Raw genomic sequence first — 19,565 nt, 5'->3', positions numbered from 1 at the left:
GCGGTTTCCGCTTTCATGAATAGAATTAAAAATGAAAAGTCTGACCGTCATATTTTTAATTCTGTACACTGACTCCAAAACTGCTCTATTTGTCTCAATAGGAACGCGCTGTACGGCCTTGCCCGAAAGCTTACCCAACGTTGCCCAGGAAGCAACAAACGTCCCCGCCTGCCAACCCCCGGCCCCGCCCGCCAGAGCACCCGGCGGCTTTGGGCGCGGGCCCGTACAACCCGCCTATGCGCTACGTTTCCCTCGACCTCGAAACCTCCGGCCCCCACCCGCAGCGCCACCAAGTGCTGGAGTTGGCCGCCGTGGTGGAAGACAGCCGCCACCCGCTGCCGCTGGCCCAGTTGCCCGCGTTCCGGCGCGTAGTGCGCCACCCCGAGTACGTGGGCACGGCCGGCGCGCTCGCCCTCAACGCCCGCCTGCTGGTGGAGCTGGCCAGCAAAGCCCCCAACCCCGAACTCTGCACTCCCGACGAGCTGCTGCCCCAATTCTATGAATTTCTGCTGGCGAATGGTTTTCGGCCCGGCCCCAAAGGCCATATTTCCGTGACCATGGCCGGCAAAAACGTGGCCTCCTACGACCTGGGCTTTCTCAAGGAATTGCCCGGCTGGGGACGCCTCGTGCGCGCCGACCCCGCCATGCTCGACCCCGCCGCGTTCTACCTCAACTGGCGCAAAGACTCGCGCCTGCCCAGCATGAGCATCTGCAAAGCCCGGGCGCAATTCGCCGACCGCGAAGTGGCCCACGAAGCCCTGGCCGACGCCCTGGACGTGGTGCGTCTGCTGCGGCCGTTCTACGAACTGCCCGTGTACAAGCAGCTTGACGAGACAAGTAAAGGAGCTTAGATACGCTGCAAGCTTTTGTAGAACCCGTCCTGATACGATTTGCCAATGGGCACGAAGTGGCCGTCGCGCAGATTGGCCGTGTTGTCCTCAATCGACTCAATGTGCTGGGTATTGAGCAGGTAGCTGCGGTGCACCCGAATGAAGCTGGGGAAGGTGCTCAGGCGGTTTTCCAAGGCCTTGAGTGTGGTGTATACAATGTACTTGTGCTTGGCCGTCACGATGTTGACGTAATCGGACAGGGCTTCCACGTACAGTACTTCGTCGAAATCGATGCGCACCATGCGGCTGTTCACTTTCACAAACAGGTCGGTGTTGGCGGGGGCTTCGGCGGGCGCCGGAGCGGCGGCGGGCACCACCCGCGACTGCACCCGCTGCACTGCCTGGGTGAAACGGGCAAAATCGAATGGCTTGACCAGGTAATCGGTCACGCGCAGCTCGAACGCATCCACGGCCGAGTCCTGGCGGGAAGTGGTGATAATGACTTCGGGCGGGTCGGTGAGCACGCGCAGCAGCTCCAGGCCGCTGAGGTGGGGCATCTCAATGTCGAGAAACAGCACGTCCACGCGGTTTCCCTCACGGAAAAACGTGAGGCCGGCAATGCCATCGGCCAGCGAGGCTTCCAGCTTGAGATTGGGGGTGAGCTCGACGTAGTGCTCGAGCGTGAGACGATTAATCTCATCGTCGTCGATGATGGCGCAGGTTAACATAGCGGGTGGGAAGGGTAGGCAGGAGGTGAAGGGCAAGTACAAACAGGGCGAGTTAAGCTGCGTACGGCAGCGGTTAGCCGCTCATCGCTCTAAAGTAACCACTCGCCACGCAAATGGGGGCAGCCACTGGCCCGGAAAGTAGCGCCGAAACAGCAACGGTTGCTTTTTAATGGCTTGACAAGCGCTGTATAAGCCGTTGAAGTATTCCTTCAGCCCTTGTTCGCCATTTCCTGCTGCACCAGCTCCTGCACGGCGGGCTGGTCAAAGTCGGCCTCGGTGTGAATGTGGGGCATGAGGCGGGCCATAATGGCGTCCTGGGTTTGGCCGGCGGCCCAGGCTTCGGCGTAGGGCGTGTGCGAGAACGTGACCTGCGAGTAGAGCGGCGTCCAGCGCCCCGGAAACTGGCCGGCAATTCTGGACTCGATTTTCTTTTGCAGCAAAAAGCGCGGGTCGCCCACCCGGTCGCGCATCTCGGTGAAGTTGTACAGGGCCAGGTCGGCCATGGCGTCGGCGTTGGGCTTGCGCTGGGTCTGGAACTCGGCAAAAACGGTGGCCCAGTTCGCATCGCCGTGCTCGTCGAGTAGCTGGTTGAGCACACTGCAGTCCTCAAACCCCGAGTTCATGCCCTGCCCGTAGAAGGGCAGGATGGCGTGGGAGGCATCGCCAATCAGCAGCACGTCGTCGTCGTACTTCCACGGGAAGCACTTGATGGTGACCATCGACCCCGTGGGGTGCTCAAAAAACTCCTGCGTGAGCGTCGGCATCAGCGGCACGGCATCGGGAAATACCCGCTCAAAAAAAGTGGTGACGTCGGCTGGCGTTTGCAGCGCGGCAAAGCTTTCGGCGCCCTCGTAGGGAAAAAATAAGGTGCAGTTGAACGAGCCGTCGAGGTTGGGCAGCGCAATCATGAGGTACTGCCCGCGCGGCCAGATGTGCAGGGCATTTTTCTCCATTTGCCACGCGCCCTCCGGCCCGGCCGCAATGGTGAGCTCCTTGTAGCCGTACTCCAGGTAGTCCTGCGAGTAGTTGTAGCGGTCGGTTTTCTGCAAGGCCCCGCGCACGGCCGAAAAGGCCCCGTCGGTGCCGAATAAGCGGGTGTAGGGCTCCGTGCGCGCCTGCTGGGTTTCGGTATCGAGCAGGTGCAGCTCCTGCTTTTTGAGGTCGGTGCGCAGGCACTGCTGGCCAAAGCTGAGGCGCACCCCGGGTTGGGCTTCGGCCAGGTCGAGCAGGCACCGGTTGAGGTGGCCGCGGTTGACGGAGTAGATGGCCTGGCCGGCTTCGCCGTAGGGCTGCCGGGTGAGGGTGCCCTGCGCGTCGTGCATCACGCGGCCCGCCATCGGTATGCCTACCTGCCGGATGTCGTCGGCCACGCCCACGCCTTCCAGGGCCCGCCAGCCCCGGTCCGACAGCGCCAGGTTGATGGACCGTCCTTCCTGAGAACCTTCCCGGCGCGGGTCGGGCCGGCGCTCGAGCACCTGCACGGCATGGCCCCGCCGGGCGAGGTACAACGAGAGCAGCGAACCCACCAAGCCGGCGCCTAGTACGGTGAGGGTTTCGGCGGACGCATGGGGAGGAGTAGCAGTGGGCATAAGCGGAGGGAAGTGTGGCGGCGAAGCTACTACGCAAGTGGTGGTTGGACTTTGAGAGCGGGCAAAAGAACCGTTAGCGCAATGGGAAGGCGGTTTGCAATCTGGCTCGGCCCGATTAGGGTTGTGTTTGTCGAGTATAGTGCCCAGTTAACCGGAAATTCTCCGAACAGTGCTATCCGATAGGCACTTTTGATTTGTTAGCACCAATCTACTTCTACTGTTAGCGGCCCACTGTTATGACACACTTCCGATTCCGGTATAGGCGCATGGGGTACATGCGGTGGCGGTGGCGCACTGCCAGCCGCCAGGCCAAGTTGCTGGTGTTGCCCAAAGGCACTGCTGTTTCCCTCACCCCAAGCGCTGCGGCATGGCGGCGCATGATGGCCAAAGCCGTGGTCCTCAGCCCCGTGCTGACGACGCTGCGCGTTGGCCAGTTTCTGGTGAGCGACGAATGGGACCCGCAGCTGGCAGGCCATCCCGATATCCGCTATTAATTGATAAAAGCGAGGCAGAACGGATGGGAATAAAAGGTACGAATGAATAGGGTTTGAAGAATGCCAGGATTTAGAAGTGAATTTGCACCCTGCCTTTTTATCCCCATACACGCGGTAGAACTGCTTTTCTTACTTCTATGAGATGTGCTATCCTTCGGTAGTCGGGCACGAATCGTTGAAGTCATCATTGGAACGGTATGTACTGAGGCGGTAACTGCCCTGCCGGGCGCTACCGTTCTCACTAAGGACAGCTACTAATACCCGGACAACCGGCCCCTCACTACCCCGCTACCCAGCGGAAGGTGAGGTTGAGGCGCGGGCCGGCCGGCCGGGCCGTTTTGGGCAGGGCGTGCTGCCAGCACTGTTGCGTAGGGCCGCGCATCAGCAGCAGGCTGCCGTTGGGCAGGTCGAGGCCGATGGACGAGGGCGCCAGCCCAACCCGGGGGCCGACGGGCCGCAGGCGGAAGCGGCGGGTAGCGCCCAAGCTCAGGGAAGCAATAACGGGGGTGGGGCCGAGCTCGGGCTCGTCGTCGGCGTGCCAGCCCATGCTGTCGCGGCCGTCGCGGTAGTAGTTCAGGAGCACGCTGTTGAAACGGGCCCCGGTGGCGGCTTCCAGGCGCTGGCGCAGGCCGAGCAGGGGTGGCGTCCAAGGGCGGGGCTCCCAGGTGAGGCCCGAATAGGTGTAGCGCGCGGCGGGGTCGCCGTGCCAGGCGGTGAGGCGCGGCTGCGGCAGCTCCCGCCCAAACATGCAGATGGCGCGCTGCTCCCACGCTATGCCGGCTATAAAGTGGGCAAGCAGGGCATTGGCCTCCGCCGCCGGTAGAAAATCGGGGTCAAAAAGCAAGTCGGCCTGCGGGAGTGGAAAGGGTAGTAAAGGCATTGCGACTGAGGTAGCAGGAGGGGTGTGACGGCGCGACGCCCGGCAAGGCATCGGGCTGTTGACGAGAGAATGTAGTAACAACGCAAGCCGTCCTTCCGTCGGCCGGCTTCGCAAAAAAAGGTCCTGCGAGAAGTACTTTTGGGGAGCTACCGGGCCAGTGGGCCCACCCGCAGTACCGCTTTCCTTTTATGCTTCTATCACGTCTGCGGGAATTCCTGCGTGGCTACGTTTCGGCTAATCCGCGGGGCTTTTACGTCCGCGCCTATTTTGTGCTGCTGCTACTGCTGGGGCTGGGCCTCTACCAGGACTACGGCGTGTCTTGGGACGAGCCCGTGGACCGCCTGAACGGCATGGTGAGCGCCAAGTACGTGGCCAGCCTCCTGGCGCCCGACTTGGTGCGCGAGCACGGCCTATTCGGCGATACGCCGGACATCCACGGATACCGCGAAAACGACCACGGCGTGTTTTTCGAGCTGCCCCTGGCGCTGCTCGACCAAAGCCTGCAGCTGGAGGACTCGCGCACGTACTTCCTGCTGCGCCATTTTGCGGTATTTTTAGTGTTCACGCTGGGCGCCTGGGCACTGTATAATCTGGGCCGAATTCGGTTTGGCAGCTGGCGCTGGGGGCTGGTGGTGAGTGCTTTACTGGTGCTGTCGCCCCGGTTTTTTGCTGAAGCTTTTTACAACGGGAAGGACATTGTATTCCTCGCGTTTTTCACGCTGGGCGTGTACACGCTGGTGCGGCTGCTGCAACGGCCGTCGCTGGGCCGCGCGGCCGTGCACGGGCTGGCCACCGCCGCCGCGGTAGACGTCCGCATTCTCGGCGTTCTGCTCGTAGCCATGACGCTGGGCATGCTCCTGCTGGAAGCCGTTTTTGGCCGCCCCGACCATAAGGTGCGGCGGCGGTTGGCCCTGGCGGGACCGGTTTTTCTGGCGGTGGCCGCGCTGGGCATCGTGGCGGGCTGGCCGTACCTGTGGGAGGCCCCGGTGGAGAATTTTCTCACCGCCTTCGATAACATGAAGAAATTCCGCTGGATTGGGGAAGTCGTGTACCTGGGGCGGCGCGTGGGCACCCTGGAGCTGCCCTGGCACTACGCCCCAGTCTGGATTATCGTCACCACTCCGGTGGCCTATACGGTGGGGTTTGTGCTGGGAGTACTTGGGATGCTATACGCCCTGATGCGCCGCAACCTGGCGTATCTGCGCACCTTCGAAGGCCGTTTGGATGTCCTGTTTCTGGGGTGGTTTAGTCTGCCGATTATCATGGTAGTGGCCCTGGAATCGGTGATTTACGACGGATGGCGGCACCTGTACTTTGTGTATCCGGCCATGCTGCTGCTGGCTGGGCGCGGCGCGGTGGCGCTGTGGCAGGCCAGCCGGCAGCGCCGCTGGGTGCGCCCGGTGGTGCTGGGCCTCGCGCTGGTAGCGGGCGGCGAAATGGCCTACACTGCGGCGCGTATGGTGCAGGCGCACCCGCAGCAGCAGGTCTACTTCTCGTTTCTGGCGCCCTCGCAGGCCGAGCGCCTGTTTGAGCGCGACTACTGGGGCCTGAGCTACCGGCAGGGCCTGGAGTGGATTCTGCAGCACGACGATTCCCCCGTGCTCAACGTGACTGCCCAGAACGGCGGCCTCATCGAGAACAACCTCGCCATTATGAAGCCCGAAGACCGGGCACGTTTTCGGGTGGGCGGCCCGGGCAAAGAGCAGTACTTCCTGGGCGCCTACCGCACCCATCCCGAGCCCTACCCCGACAGCCTGGGCAAGGAAATTTACACGGTGAGCCCCTACGGTATCAAGGCTTTATCGGTGCTTTACCGCTGGTGAGTAGTGAGCAAAAGTGCTCTGGGAAAAAAAGGAACGTCATGCTGAGCGGAGCCGAAGCATCTCTACTGCGTCACTAAATCAGTCGTTGAGATTAGTGGTGGCACGCGAGATGCTTCAGCTCCGCTCAGCATGACGTTCTTACGTCTACTTCGGCATGATGTCTTTCATCTGCTCGCGCACTGCCTTGTTCTCCATTAGGTAGGGGGTGAGCTTTTGAATGCCCCATAGCACGACCATGCATATCAGCACCGGTATCAGCACGCTGCGGCTGCGGAAAGGGACAGTGCCCAGGTAGCGCGGCCAGAACCACAGCACGTAGGCCAAAGCCGCCGACAAGTTGAATATGAGCACCCCCCAAATTGGGCTTAGTCCAATGGTGGTGGCCCAGGCCACGGCCAGCGAGCCCAGGTAGGCGTAGGCAATGCTGAAAATTATCAGCCCCCAAATGGCCTGCTTGCGGCCTACCCGGTAGAGATTCAACGACATCAGCACGCCCCCAATCACCACCGAGAACATGGAGAACAGCACGATGGCCGCCGGCGAATACAGCGCGGGGCCCGCGGCGGCGGCGGCCTCGGGGTCGGCGGCGAGGGCGGCTTGCTGCTGCTCGGCTTCGGCGGCTTCCTCCACGCGGCGCTGGGTGGTGGCGGCCACCTCCAGGCCGGGGCGCAGGGTGGCTTCTTCGGGTGCGGGCTGGCCGCGGCGGCGCAGCTCGTCGAAGGCGGCCAGCACGGCGGCCTCCCGGTACTGGACATGGCCGGTCACGTACTCGCGCAGGGCCGCGTCGGTCTTGAGCAGCATCTTAGCGGCGTAATCTTCCATGGAGAAATGAGGGGTGTAGAATGGGCAAAGAGGAACAGCGCGGGATTGGGTGAACAGGGAATGCCGGCCGCTTCATTCCCGGCGGGCCCGTTCTTACTTGAAAAAACGGTTCAGCGCATCGCCCACGCGCCGCACGTCCTCAAACGAATTGTAAAGCGGCACGGGTGCCAGGCGAATGACATTGGGCTCGCGCCAGTCGCCAATAATGCCCTCCTGGGCCAAGTAGTCGAACAGCTCGCGGCCCCGCTGGTGCACCAGCAACGACAGCTGCGCGCCGCGCTGGGCGGGGTCGGAGGGAGTGATGATTTCGAGCTGAGAGCTGGGCAGCCCCACTGCCCGAATCAGGGTTTCGAGGTAGGCCGTGAGCTGCTCGCTCTTGCGGCGCAGCGCGGGCATGCCTCCGGCCCGCTCCACAATGGCGAGGCTGGCGCGGTGCAGGGCCATGGGAAAAATCTGGCCGCAGGAGAGCTGCCAACCGGCCGCTCCGAGCATGGGCCGGAAGCCTTTTTTCATCTGGAAGCGGTCGGCGGGGTCGTGGCCCCACCAGCCGGCCAGGCGCAGCAGGTCGGGCCGCTGGGCAAAACGCTCGTGGATGAACACGCCCGACGTGCCGCCGGGACCGGAATTGAGGTACTTATAGGTGCACCAGCAGGCAAAATCCACATCCCAGTCGTGCAGCTGCAGCTCCAGGTTGCCGGCCGCGTGGGCCAGGTCGAAGCCCACGTAGGCGCCCACGGCGTGGCCCGCCCGCGTGATGGCGGCCATGTCGTAGGCCTGGCCGGTGTAATAATTCACGCCCCCGATGAGGACGGTGGCCAGCGAGTCGCCCAGCTCCTGAATTTTGGCTTCAATGTCGGCCGTGCGCAGGGTGTGCTCGCCGGAGCGCGGCACCAGCTCCACAATCACATCGGCCGGGTCGAGGCCGTGCAGATGGGCCTGGCTCTCGATGGCGTATTGGTCGGAGGGGAAGGCTCCGCCTTCCATCAAAATCTTGTAGCGCGTGGCCGTAGGGCGGTAAAACGACACCAGCAGCAGGTGCAGGTTCACCGTCAGGCTGTTCATCACCACCACTTCCAGCGGGCGGGCGCCCACCAGCCGGGCCGTGGCGTCGGTCAGGGTTTCGTGGTAGTGCAGCCAGGGCGATTCGCCGTGGAAATGGCCTTCCACGCCCCGCTGCTCCCAGGCCACGAACTCCTGCTCAACGGCGGCGCGGGCGGCCTTAGGCAGCAGGCCCAGGGAGTTGCCGCACAGGTAGGCGCTCAGGCGTCCATCGGGGCCCGTGGGGAAGTGAAATTCCTGGCGGAAAGCCGCCAGCGGGTCGGCCGCATCAAGCTCAGCCGCAGTAGGGAATGAAGAAACGTCAATCATAGGGTGCAAATATCGGCGCTAGGGCGCGGGCGCGGCGGCCGGGGGCCGGAAAGATTCGGGCCAAGGCCGGCTAGCGACCGGTGAAGAGAGAAGCGGGGCTACTGAATTTTTCCTGCGCCAGGCCCAGCCAGTCCAACGCGTTCTGGCCCAGCATCCGGGCTTTGGTGTCAGCCGAAAAGGGCATGGATTTTATCAGTTGGCCGGGTTCCAGCTCGCCCAGCGGAAAGGGGTAGTCGCTGCCCAGGGTAATTTTATCGGCCCCCAGGGTCTTCACCAGGTAGTCCAGCATGAGCGGGTCGTGCACCAGGGAATCAACCCAAAACTTGCCCAGATAGTTGCGCGGATTGTGGGGGTTGTCCACGGCGCAGAGGTCGGGCCGCACCTGCCAGCCGTGCTCGATGCGCCCAATCGTGCTGGCAAACGAGCCGCCGCCGTGGGCCACGGCCACGCGCAGCCTGGGCAGCCGCTCCAGTACCCCGCCAAATATCAGCGAACAGAGCGCCAGGGTGCTTTCGGCGGGCATGCCCACCAGCCAGGGCAGCCAGTACTTGGGCATTTTCTGCTGGGCCATCATGTCCCAGGGGTGCACAAACACGCAGGCGCCCAGCTCTTCGGCCGCCGCGAAAACCTCGAACAACTCCGGTTGGTCCAGGTTCCAATCGTTGACGTGTGAGCCAATCTGCACGCCGGCCAGGCCGATTCTCATGCAGCGCTCCAGCTCCCGGATGGCCAGGGCGGGCGCCTGCATGGGCAGCGTGCCCAGGCCCACGTAGCGGGTGGGGTAGCGGGCCACCACGCCGGCAATGTGGTCGTTGAGGAGTTGGCTCAGGTCGAGGCAGTCGGCGGGCCGGGCCCAGTAGCTGAACATGACCGGCACGGTGCTCAGCACCTGCACCTGCACCCCAAACTGGTCGTACTCGCGCAAGCGCACGGCGGGGTCCCAGCAATTGTCCTGCACTTCCCGGAAGAACTTGTCGTCCTGCATCATGCGGGCGCAGCACGGCTTGTGGTGGTCCAGCCGGATAAAGCCCCCATACCCATACCGCTCAGCTAAATCAGGCCAGCGCTCGGGCAGAATGTGGGTGTGAATGTCGATGGAAAGCACAAAGGGAGTGGTTAGCGGTTAGTGGTAAACGGTTAGGGGGCAGTGCCGGGGCGCGTTCCGGTCGTTAGGCACTAACCGCTAATCACTCACCGCTAACCACTGGCGCTGGCGGCGCCATCACGGTACCGCACTTTTTGCAGGTGCGGAGGTCTTCGGAGGCCCAGAACTTGTTCATGATGGGCGGCAGCTGGGCTACGATGTCGGTGATGGCGGCAAACTCCTCGTGCAGCTTGTGGCCGCAGTTTTCGCAGTACCACTGGAAGCCGTCCAGCTCGCCGGCCTCGCGGTAGCGCTCCAGCACCAGGCCCACGGTGCCGGCCGGCCGGCGCGGCGAGTGCGGCACGTGGGGCGGCAGCAGAAACATTTCGCCGGGCCCGATGGTGATGTCGACCGGTTGGCCGTCTTCGATGATTTTGACGGTCATCGTGCCTTCAATTTGCCAAAACAGCTCCTCGCCCGCGTCCACGTGGTAGTCTTTGCGGGCATTGGGGCCGCCCACCACCATCACGATGAAGTCCTTGTTGTCCTTGAACACCTGCTGGTTGCCCACCGGGGGCTTCAGCAAATGGCGGTGCTCGTCAATCCACTTCTGGAAATTAAAGGGGCGCGTTATCATGAGGAGGTGGGGTGTTGGGGTGGGAGGGTTGGATGAGGCCGACGGAAGCCGGCGCCCCAACGAAACGCCAATTTCGCATTTTTACGCGCAAGTTTGCTGCCCGCGCCTGCGCCGCTGCTTCCACGGCGGCCGGCCAGGCTCTCAAAATTAAAAGTGCAAGCCGCAAGCTTCCAGCCGCAAGCCCCCCGCTTGACTTATCAACCCTCAACCCTCAACCCTTCCCGCATGGACCTTCTCCCGTATCGCGCCCTGGTGGGCGGCTCCACGCAAGGCATTGGCCGGGCCGTGGCGCAGGCCCTGGCCGAGCGCGGCTGCGCCGTCACGCTGCTGGCCCGCAACGAAGAGCGGCTGCGCGAAACCGCCGCCGCCCTGCCCACGCCCGGCGAAGCACGCCACAACTACCTGGTGGCCGATTTTGATGACCCCAGCCACCTCGAAACCGTGGTGCAGGGCTATCTGGCCGAGCACCCCGAAGGCTTCCACATCTTAGTGAATAATACCGGCGGCCCTCCCGGCGGCCCCCTGCTGGCTGCGCCGGTCGAGGCCCTGCGCATTGCCTTCAATCAACACATTGTGTGCAACCACTTACTGGCGCAGGCCGTGGTGCCGGGCATGCAGGCGGCTGGCTACGGGCGCATCATCAACATTATCAGCACCTCGGTGAAAGTGCCGCTGCCGGGCCTGGGCGTGAGCAACACCATTCGCGGGGCCGTGGCCAGCTGGGCCAAAACCCTGGCCAATGAGCTGGGCCCGCACGGCATCACGGTAAACAACGTGCTGCCCGGTGCCACGCTCACCCAGCGCCACCACTCGCTGGTGGAGAAAAAAGCAGCCCAAACCGGCCAGTCGGCCGAAGCCATCGAAGCCGAGATGCTCAAGCTCATTCCCGCCCGCCGCTTTGGGCTGGCCGAGGAGGTGGCAGCCGCAGTGACCTTCCTGGCCTCGCCGGCGGCCGGCTACATCAACGGCACCAGCGTGCCCGTGGACGGCGGCCGCACCGGCAGCCTTTGACGCTGCGCGTTCCGCTGCGCTTAATGAAGAATGAGGAATAAAGAATGAGGAATTTCCAGGTTAAGTAACTCTTCATTCCTCATTCTTCATTCTTCATTAAGCGCAGCGTTATTTTTGCCCCACGCAAGCCCTCCCTGTTTTGGTAAAATTCAACACGCTTTCCATCGTCATTCCGGTCTATAACGAAGCCCGCACCATCCACCAGATTCTGGATTTGCTGCGCGAGCTGCGGCTGGTGAATGACATCGGCAAGGAAATAATTCTGGTCGACGACTGCTCGACCGACGCCTCGGCTGACACCATCCGGGCCTACGCCGCCCGCTACCCCGAGCTGGGCCTGCGTCTGCTGGCGCACGCCGTGAACCAGGGCAAGGGCGCGGCCCTGCACACGGGCATCCGCGAGGCCACCGGCGACTACGTCATCATCCAGGATGCCGACCTCGAGTACGACCCCGAAGAGTACAACCTGCTGATAAAGCCCGTGCTCAAGGGCTTCGCCGACGTCGTGTTCGGCTCGCGCTTCCTGGGCGGCAACCCGCACCGCATCCTGTTCTTCTGGCACAGCATCGGCAACCAGGTGCTCACGTTCCTCTCCAACATGTGCACCGACCTGAACCTGACCGACATGGAGACGTGCTACAAGCTCTTCCGGCGCGACATCATTCAGGGCCTGAAGCTGGAAGAAAACCGCTTCGGCTTCGAGCCCGAGGTGACAGCCAAGGTGGCGCGGGTGCCAAATGTGCGCATCTACGAGGTGGGCATCAGCTACTACGGCCGCACCTACGCCGAGGGCAAGAAAATCGGCTGGCGCGACGGGTTTCGCGCCATTTACTGCATCGTCAAATACGGTCTGCTGGGGCAGTAACGCCTGGGGGAGTTTTGAAAGGTCAATTTACAACGTCATGCTGAGCGCAGCCGAAGCATCTCGCGTGCAGTAGTAAATTCAATCGATTGGATTAGTTGCTGCACGCGAGATGCTTCGGCTGCGCTCAGCATGACGTTCCACTCTCTTCATCAATCGCCCCGCTACCAACTCGTGTTGGGCTTCATCCACTCGGCTTGCACGTCGTCGATGTAGCAGCCGGAGGCATTTTCGCTCAGCACGTAAATTTTGAGGACGTCGGTGGGGCGGGCTTCGGCGGGAATGGGGGCGTCGAAATGCACCAGGTTCCAGGAGCGGTTCAGGCTGAGGTTGTTTTGCAGGCGGATGGCATTCCAGACCACATTTTTACCGTCGCGCTCCACGCTCATCACCAGCTTGTTGCCCCAGGCGCCGTAGTCCGAATACACCCGGCAGGAGGCCCGTACGTACTGGCCGGGCGTGAGGCCGGCATCGGCCAGCTTGAGGGTCAGGGCGGGGCCGTAGGCGTGCTCGGCATCGGCCCGGAACGACTGGCGGCTGTAGTAGCCCATGTCGGCCGAAAGGCCGGTGGCCGCGTCCGTGGGCTGGTTCTCAAAATCCAGCTTGCCGATGAGCTGCGGGCGGTAGAAACGCTCGGCTTTGGGCAGGCGGGTTTTCACGTCGAGCAGGGCAAAATCGGCCTGCGTGGGCATGGTTTTGTTGAACACAGCAAAGTAGTAGCGGTTGTTCATCTCCTCGGGGTGGATGATGGAGCGCATGTACTGCCAGTGCTGAAACAGGTTTAAGTCGACCAGCAGCACCACCGCCACCACGGCGCCCGCCTTCAGCGCCGGCCGGCGCTCGGGCGCCAGCAGCCACGCCACCGCGGCGCCCCAGGGCAGGGCCAGCACGGCGTAGCTCTGCACCAGCGCCCGCTGCCCGATGCTGCCGCCGTACCACCAGATGTCCCAGGCCGACACCACCCACAGGTTGAGCACCACAAAAGCCAGCACCGGCACGGCTACCGCCCGGTGGGTGCGCCACAGCACCGCCAGGCCCGCCAGCGGCAGCAGCAGCAGCGGCGAATACAGCAGCCAGCCCTTCTTGAAGCTGAACAGCACCTGCCAGATGTGCGGCTTCAGGAAGCTGAAGTGCTGGTCGCCGTAGCTGTAGAAAATGAAGTGGCCCGTGGCCCAGTGCCAGTACAGCACTTGCGGCAGCACGCCCAGCACGCCGCCCAGCCCCAGCAGCAGCACGTCCATCCAGCGGGCGCGCAGCAGCGCCAGCTTCTCCCGCGCCGCCGCCCCCGAGCCCAAGCCCCATAGCAACGGAATGACCGCCGCCACGGCCTCGGAAGGCCGAATGAGCACCAGCAGGCCCAGCGTGAGGCCGATGGCAAAAGCCCCGCCCCGCGTGGGCCGCTCGTGCCAGCGGATGGTGAGCCAGAGCAGCAGCGCGTAGCCCGTAAACAGGTAGTTGTGGGCCATGGCCGCATCAAACACCGCGTACTGGAAGTAGTTGGAGCCCAGCACCAGCAGCACCAGCACCATCGTGGTCACCACATCGGAAAAGTAGCGCAGCAGCACCCGGCGCAGCAGCCCCAGGCCCAGCAGCGCAAACAGCAGCCCGCCGAAGGCAATGGCAATCTGGTAAGGCGGTGAAAACCCGTCCTGCGGGTAGTCGAGCCACGCGGCGGCCCAGTGGCCCAGAAAGAAAAAGGGCGTCCAGAGCAGCGCCAGCCCGCAGGTGTACTTGGTCACGAGCTGGCCCTCGGGCCCGCCAGGTACTTGAAACGCCTGGTAAAACGAGCTGCTGGGGTTGTACTCGCGCATGATGTCCTGCGCGAAGCCCATGTGGCCCAGGTCGTGATAAATGAACTGCGCCGGCAGGTAGATGTAGTACCCCATGGCGTCCCAGGTGAGAATGGCCTGCACGTTGTGCGTGTCCCAGTACGGCGCCCACAGCCGCGCCTGCACCATCAGCAGAAACAGGATGAGGATGCCCAGTAGCGAGTAGGGATGGGGAAAACGAGGCTTCATGGGGAGTTGTGAATGAGCATTCCTGCCAAAAAGAACGTCAAGCTAATGGAACGGTCATGCTATAAGACCGTCATGCTGAGCGCAGCCGAAGTATCTCGCGTGCCACCACTAAATTCTGCGATTGGATTACTGCTGCGGTAGAGATGCTTCGGCAAGCTCAGCATGACGGTCTTTTTTGGCCGATGGCTCAACTGTTTTCTGCTGCCCTGCCCCCGTCATCATCACCAAAAATACCGAGATGAACAGGCCCAATGACGTAAGGTAGGGGTAGGGAATCTGGATGAAGGCGTAGAACGTGGCCAGGTAAAACTTAAGGGCGATGAGCGCGAATAGGCGGTAGTCGAAGCGCAGGCGCAGGCGGTGGTAGAGGCCCGCGGCCAGCAGCACGGCCCCCACCGAGAGCAGCACGTGCGCCTTCTGGAGCAGGCCAATGCGGGCGGCGATGTCGGCGGGGCCGTAGGTGTAGAACCAGGAGGCCAGCCCCACGCCCGCAAAAAGTTGGGGCGGGTAGCCGTCGAGGCCGTCGGTGCGGCTCCACTCGCCCAGCGTGGCAATGCGGTACTCGCTCAGGGCGTGGGTGAAAATCGTACAGTCCTTGCTCAGGAACGGCACCACGTAGATGCCCACCACGCCCGCCAGCACCAGCGCCGCCACCGTGATGGCGTGGCGCCGGCCGGCCTCGCGCCACAACACCCACAGGTAAAACGGCACCCAAAACACCACCGAGTAGCGCGACAGCAGGCACAGCACCAGCGCAACTGCCTGTAGCAGCGCCGAGCGGCTCAACACGCTGGCGGCCAGCACGCAGTAGTAGGCAATGATGGTGGGCTCCACGGGGTGGGCGTACAGCTCGCCGTCGTACGTGATGAGGCGATAGAGCACGTAAGAAGGCAGGGCCACCTTCAGCAGGAAGCCCAGCCACGACAGCGGCTGCCGGGCCAGCGTGAACTGATACGCCCCAAACCCCAGCAGCAGCAGAATGCCCATGGCCCACCACCGGTAGTCAATGCCCAGCTCATCGGCAGGTACGTAGGGCAGCCATTGCATGGGCAAGTGGTTGGGAAACAACGGGTAGGGCAGGGTGGTAAGGTAGCGGTACACCACCTCGCCGCTGCGAAACCGCGCCACGTAGGCCTGCAGAATCGGAATAATGTCCGACGAGCGCACGTCGATGGCGTGGCCGGCAATCACCGGCGCCTGCGCATACAGCACCTGCACGGCACCCAGCACCAGCCCTATCCACACCAGCGGGAAGCGTCGGTTGGCTTGCAGCGGGGCGGCCGGGGCCACGAGCCGGTCGAGCCAGTACAGCCCGGCAAACACGCACAGCAGCAGCGACGAGGCATAAAACAGCACCGGGTTCCACAGCGGGCCGTAGTGCAGCCGCAGGTCCGTGAACAGCCGCAGCTCCACCCAAAAGCTCAGGTAGATGCCCGCCTGCCACAGCCAGGCACGCTGGAACCAGCCGGTCGGAGCCAAAGTCGGAAGGAAGCGCATTGCGGGGGAAGTTGGAAGGGGAGTAAGAAGTCGAACGGCATGAATCAAATCGAACGTCATGCTGAGCGCAGCCGAAGCATCTCTACCGCGTAACTAATCAATTTTACTACTGCGGTAGAGATGCTTCGGCGAGCTCAGCATGACGTTCGTGTGTGTTCGATTTCAAGTTCCAGCGGCTTCTGCGCAGCCATTTATTCCAGGGCTTTCACCTTCAAATCGTCGAGGTACACGGGCTGGCTGCTGGCGTTGCGCCACAGAAAAATGCGCAGGTGCGCTTCGCCGGGCAGGCCGGCCGGGAAGGCAAACTCCTGCCGCACGCGGGTCCACTTCGCGCCTTCTTTCACTTGGTTGGCCAGCTTGATGCTGCCGGCAAAGGCCTGGCGGTTTTCGGTGCCGGGCAGCTGCACCTGCACCTCCAGCGAGGCGGCGGCCTGCGGAGTGGGCAGGTACACCCAGGCCTCCACGGCCACACCCTTGAGGGGGTGCACGCTGGCCTGGTTCAGGGGCAGGTCGAAGGTGAGGCCGTACTCGCGCTCGGCGTTCACGAAGGTGGCGTATTGCCCGGAGTGCGCATGGTCGCGGGTGAGCGAATTGACATCGACGCCCCAGCCGCGCAGGGCTTCGAAGTCGTTCGCGGTCACATAGTCACCCACCCAGCGGCCGGCCTCGCCCGAGGAGCAGGCGGCCAGCAGCGCGGTCCCGGCCACCACCGCCAGCCGCCGGACCCTAATCGTTGACACTGATGGTAATGTCGTCGGCATACACGTTTTCGTTGGTCGCCGTGCGCCACAGGTAGCACTTCAGCTGGTTCGTGGACTGCACCGAATCGGGCATGGTAAACGTCTGCGATACTTTCTGCCAGGTGTTGTACTTGGTCACGGCCTTGTTCAGGTCGATGCCCCCATAAAACAGGGAGGCGCCCTGCTCCGGCGAGCGGGTCACGGACAGCGCCAGGGTGGCAGCCTGTTGGTTGTTGGGCATCCACACCCACGCCGAAAGGGTGATGGCTTTGGTTTTGGCCGTGCTCATATTGCCCAGCGTGTTCACGTACGTGTAGCCGTACTCGTTCTGGGGGCCCACCTTCACCGAGTACTTGCCGGAGTGCGCCTTCTCGCTGGTCACGCTCACGTCGGCATTGCCGCCCCAGCCCAGCACGGCCTCAAAGTCGTTGCGGGTCACCAGGTTGCCTTTCACGTTGTCGTCGTTGCCGGCGCAGGAGGCCAGAAGCAGGCAGGTTCCGGCCAGCAGGCCACAGGAGCTGAGAAGATGTTTCCCCATTAGGTAAGTAGGTGAGAATCGCGAATAGATAAGGACAAAACTAGTTGATTCGTCGGGTTGATGAACAGGCACCACGCCGGGCAGTACACCGAATGGAGCACCGCCCGGCGTGGCGACGCGCACTCCTGAATTGAGCCGTAGTTTTGAAAGCTGTAAAAACAGACGCTGAGCTGCGGTGCGTGTTTATGACCAATTTGATTTTCCCCGGGTGGTTCACCCGTTGCCTGCCTGCATGAATTCGACTTCCCGCAACGCCCACTGGTGGGGCATGGGCGGCGTGGCCCTGGCTGCGGCCATCCTGCTCGTCGTGCTGTTCGGCCCCGTGCTGGCCAACCCCAACGACTATTTCTTTAAGGCGGGCGGCGATGCGCTGCAGAGCTACTACGCCACGGCGTTTTACACCCTGCACGACTCCGGCAACCGCTTTACGGGCATGAACTACCCGTTTGGGGAGCATTTCAACTACCCCAACATGCAGCCGCTCATCGCCGCGGTCATGGCGTTTCTGGAGCGGTTGGGGCTGCCCGTGGGGCGCTACACCGTGGGCATTACCAATGTGCTGGCCCTGTCCTCGCTGGTGGTCACGCCGGTGGTGATGTACGCCATTCTGCGCCGCACCCGGCTGCCGGTGCTCTACGCCGGGGTGCTGGCCCTGCTCATCGGGTTCATGGCCCCGCAGGTGCTCCGGCTCGACGGCCACGTGTCGCTGAGCTACGCCTGCTTCGTGCCGCTGCTCTGGTACTGCATCATCCGCATGCAGGAGGCGCCGCGCGCGTGGCGCTGGTACGTGCTGTTTGGCCTGTGCAGCATCCTGACGGGCGCCGTGATGCTCTATTTTCTGGCCTGCGGCTGCTTTTTTCTGCTTGGGCACGTGCTGGTGCTGGCTTGGCAGCAACCGCGGATGCGGCCTTGGTTGGGGCGCATGCTGCTGGCAGCGCTGCTGCCGCTGCTGCTGTTCCGGGGCTACATCTGGGCCACCGACCACGTCACCGACCGGCCCCCGAACCCCTACGGCCTCACCGTGTACCTGTCCACGCTGCGCACCGTGTTTACGCCCGTGCTGGGGCCGCTGCACGACTGGTGGCGCGCCACCTGGCCCAGTGACGACTACAACGACGAAGGCTTTTCCTACATCGGGCTCGTGGCCACGGCCACGCTGCTGGTGTCGGTGGTGCTGGGCGTGGTGGCGGTGGTGCGGCGGCGCCAGTGGCAGCGGCTGTGGCGGCCGGCCCTGCCGCTGCACTTGCGCACCGGGCTGTGGGCGGCCACGCTCCTGCTGGTGCTGGCTTTCGGCATTCCCTTCAAGTGGGATTGGTTTTCGTGGGTCACGGACCACTCCGGGCCGGTGAAGCAGTTCCGCTCGCTGGGGCGCTTTGCCTGGCCTTTTTATTACGTAGCCACCACCTACGCGGCCTATGCCCTGTACCGGATGTGGCGCTACCTGCGCCGCCGCCGCCGGCCCCAGCTGGCCTGGCTGGGCGTGCCCTTGCTGCTGCTTTGGGCCACTGAAGCCTGGCTGCAGGTCTCCACCAAAGCCGACCAGGTGATGGTGGGCACCGGTGCCCACGACTTTCTCGACCCCAGCACCAGCGTGCTGGCCCGGCTCACGTGGGCCAACCGCAGCGTGTCCGAATTTCAGGCCATTATGCCGCTGCCGTACTACAACATGGGCACCGACAAATTCGACCTCAGCGGCAGCAGCAACTCCATTTATCAGGCCGATAAGGCGTCGGCTGTCAGCGGCTTGCCGCTGCTGGCTACCTACGTGTCGCGCGCCTCGGTGGGCCAGGCCATGCAGCACATTCAGCTGCTGAGCAGCGCCATGGTATCCAAGGAACTGCTGCCTCATTTCCCCAACAACAAGCCCCTGCTGCTGCTCGTCACGCCCGACTACCTCACTGAGGCCGAGCAGCGCCTCGTGGGCCTGGCCAGGCTAATCGTGCAGGCCCCCGAAGCCGCGCTCTACGAGCTGCCCATCGCCGCCCTGGCCGCCACGGCCCTGCCGCAGGAGCGGGCCAAAGCGGAAGCGCTACTGCCCACGTTGCCAGTGCGCGCGGGTGGGCTCCGGGCCACCACTCCCGCCGGCGTGCTGGTCGAGTCCTTCGATAAAGCAGCCGACCGCCGCGGGCGCCTGGGGGCCGGCGCCTGGTATCAGGCCAAAGACGGTTTCTCCACGCTCTACGACGGCCCCGTGCCCGCGCCGGCCGATACCGGCCGCTACGAAGCCTCGGTCTGGATAAATGGCAGGTCTGACTACGGCTACGGCAACATGCGCGTCAAGCTCTACGACGCCAACGGCCCGGTGGGCGAGTCGGTGGTGGATGGTCGCAAAACCACTGAGGTAATGGGCACCTGGGTGCGCGTGGTGGTGCCCTTCCGGCTGCTGCCCGGCGTGACGCGCCTCGAAGTGCTCTATGAAAACCGCGACCTGCTGGCCGACGACCTGCTGATTCGCCCCATCAACACCGACGTGTATTACTACGTGGGAGAAGGCCAGCAGCGCCGGCTTATCAAGAACACCTATCCCTTGGCTCCCTGACAGTCAGCGTTTCTAAAGAATACATTGCCGGGCTGAAGTTGTTGGTTTCTTCGCACTTACACGTAGGATTGAGAAAGCAGGTGGTAATCCAAATTGTGTACTTTT

General features: G+C 63.2%; 17 protein-coding genes. 6 read left to right on the top strand and 11 right to left on the bottom strand.

Features of this window, described 5'->3' with window-relative positions; all coding sequences use genetic code 11:
• Nucleotides 1-236: 236 nt before the first annotated feature.
• Nucleotides 237-851: a 3'-5' exonuclease family protein gene (locus BEN47_RS00435; RefSeq protein WP_070724241.1), complete on the top strand. Its 615-nt coding sequence runs from the start codon at nt 237-239 to the stop codon at nt 849-851.
• Here BEN47_RS00435 and BEN47_RS00430 read toward each other — a convergent pair.
• Nucleotides 848-1,558 (bottom strand): LytR/AlgR family response regulator transcription factor, encoded by a 711-nt coding sequence (locus BEN47_RS00430; RefSeq protein ID WP_070724240.1) that lies wholly within the window; start codon nt 1,556-1,558, stop codon nt 848-850. The genes BEN47_RS00435 and BEN47_RS00430 overlap by 4 nt on opposite strands.
• A 209-nt stretch (nt 1,559-1,767) precedes the next feature.
• Nucleotides 1,768-3,147, bottom strand: a complete 1,380-nt coding sequence (locus tag BEN47_RS00425) for an FAD-dependent oxidoreductase (protein ID WP_070724239.1) — start codon at nt 3,145-3,147, stop codon at nt 1,768-1,770.
• Between the two features lie 236 nt (nt 3,148-3,383).
• Between BEN47_RS00425 and BEN47_RS00420 the strand changes: the two genes are divergently transcribed.
• The gene (locus tag BEN47_RS00420) at nt 3,384-3,641 is read left to right on the top strand and encodes a hypothetical protein (protein WP_125921421.1); all 258 of its coding nucleotides are present in this window, start codon (nt 3,384-3,386) and stop codon (nt 3,639-3,641) included.
• A 280-nt stretch (nt 3,642-3,921) separates the two neighbouring features.
• On the opposite strand, the gene BEN47_RS00415 is transcribed toward BEN47_RS00420, so the two are convergent.
• Nucleotides 3,922-4,521 carry an alpha-ketoglutarate-dependent dioxygenase AlkB family protein gene (locus BEN47_RS00415; protein ID WP_070724237.1) on the bottom strand — a complete coding sequence of 200 codons (600 nt, stop codon included), beginning with the start codon at nt 4,519-4,521 and terminating at the stop codon, nt 3,922-3,924.
• A 188-nt stretch (nt 4,522-4,709) separates the two neighbouring features.
• Between BEN47_RS00415 and BEN47_RS00410 the strand changes: the two genes are divergently transcribed.
• A complete protein-coding gene (locus tag BEN47_RS00410; protein WP_070724236.1) occupies nt 4,710-6,344 on the top strand; it encodes a glycosyltransferase family 39 protein in 1,635 nt (544 codons plus the stop codon).
• Nucleotides 6,345-6,488: 144 nt separating this feature from the next.
• Here BEN47_RS00410 and BEN47_RS00405 read toward each other — a convergent pair whose 3' ends face one another.
• The 4 genes from BEN47_RS00405 to BEN47_RS00390 all read right to left on the bottom strand — a co-directional run bounded on the left by BEN47_RS00405 (nt 6,489) and on the right by BEN47_RS00390 (nt 10,255).
• Nucleotides 6,489-7,166: a hypothetical protein gene (locus BEN47_RS00405; protein WP_070724235.1), complete on the bottom strand. Its 678-nt coding sequence runs from the start codon at nt 7,164-7,166 to the stop codon at nt 6,489-6,491.
• 93 nt (nt 7,167-7,259) lie between these two features.
• A complete protein-coding gene (gene kynU, locus BEN47_RS00400; protein WP_070724234.1) occupies nt 7,260-8,534 on the bottom strand; it encodes a kynureninase in 1,275 nt (424 codons plus the stop codon).
• A gap of 70 nt (nt 8,535-8,604) precedes the next feature.
• Nucleotides 8,605-9,639, bottom strand: a complete 1,035-nt coding sequence (locus tag BEN47_RS00395; protein ID WP_070724233.1) for an amidohydrolase family protein — start codon at nt 9,637-9,639, stop codon at nt 8,605-8,607.
• Between the two features lie 82 nt (nt 9,640-9,721).
• A complete protein-coding gene (locus BEN47_RS00390; RefSeq protein WP_070724232.1) occupies nt 9,722-10,255 on the bottom strand; it encodes a 3-hydroxyanthranilate 3,4-dioxygenase in 534 nt (177 codons plus the stop codon).
• A gap of 225 nt (nt 10,256-10,480) precedes the next feature.
• Here BEN47_RS00390 and BEN47_RS00385 point away from each other — a divergent pair, with 225 nt between their 5' ends.
• Complete coding sequence (locus BEN47_RS00385) at nt 10,481-11,266, top strand: SDR family oxidoreductase (protein ID WP_070724231.1); 786 nt, start codon at nt 10,481-10,483, stop codon at nt 11,264-11,266.
• 139 nt (nt 11,267-11,405) lie between these two features.
• Nucleotides 11,406-12,131, top strand: coding sequence for a glycosyltransferase family 2 protein (locus BEN47_RS00380; RefSeq protein WP_070724230.1), 726 nt, complete (start codon nt 11,406-11,408; stop codon nt 12,129-12,131).
• Between the two features lie 161 nt (nt 12,132-12,292).
• Here BEN47_RS00380 and BEN47_RS00375 read toward each other — a convergent pair whose 3' ends face one another.
• The 4 genes from BEN47_RS00375 to BEN47_RS00360 all read right to left on the bottom strand — a co-directional run bounded on the left by BEN47_RS00375 (nt 12,293) and on the right by BEN47_RS00360 (nt 16,921).
• A complete protein-coding gene (locus BEN47_RS00375; RefSeq protein WP_070724229.1) occupies nt 12,293-14,146 on the bottom strand; it encodes a hypothetical protein in 1,854 nt (617 codons plus the stop codon).
• Between the two features lie 126 nt (nt 14,147-14,272).
• Entirely contained in the window at nt 14,273-15,643 is a 1,371-nt protein-coding gene (locus BEN47_RS00370) for a hypothetical protein (RefSeq protein ID WP_125921420.1), read from the bottom strand.
• Between the two features lie 191 nt (nt 15,644-15,834).
• Nucleotides 15,835-16,383 (bottom strand): carbohydrate binding domain-containing protein, encoded by a 549-nt coding sequence (locus BEN47_RS00365; protein ID WP_125921419.1) that lies wholly within the window; start codon nt 16,381-16,383, stop codon nt 15,835-15,837.
• Complete coding sequence (locus BEN47_RS00360) at nt 16,370-16,921, bottom strand: carbohydrate binding domain-containing protein (RefSeq protein WP_070724226.1); 552 nt, start codon at nt 16,919-16,921, stop codon at nt 16,370-16,372. Before BEN47_RS00360 ends, BEN47_RS00365 begins: the two co-directional genes overlap by 14 nt.
• Nucleotides 16,922-17,153: 232 nt before the next feature.
• Between BEN47_RS00360 and BEN47_RS00355 the strand changes: the two genes are divergently transcribed.
• Nucleotides 17,154-19,460: a DUF6311 domain-containing protein gene (locus BEN47_RS00355; RefSeq protein ID WP_070724225.1), complete on the top strand. Its 2,307-nt coding sequence runs from the start codon at nt 17,154-17,156 to the stop codon at nt 19,458-19,460.
• Nucleotides 19,461-19,565 lie beyond the last annotated feature (105 nt).

Source organism: Hymenobacter lapidarius (assembly GCF_001816145.1).
Taxonomy (GTDB): domain Bacteria; phylum Bacteroidota; class Bacteroidia; order Cytophagales; family Hymenobacteraceae; genus Hymenobacter; species Hymenobacter lapidarius.
Note: the sequence above shows the minus strand (reverse complement) of the source record. Positions and strands in the feature narration are given on the sequence as shown.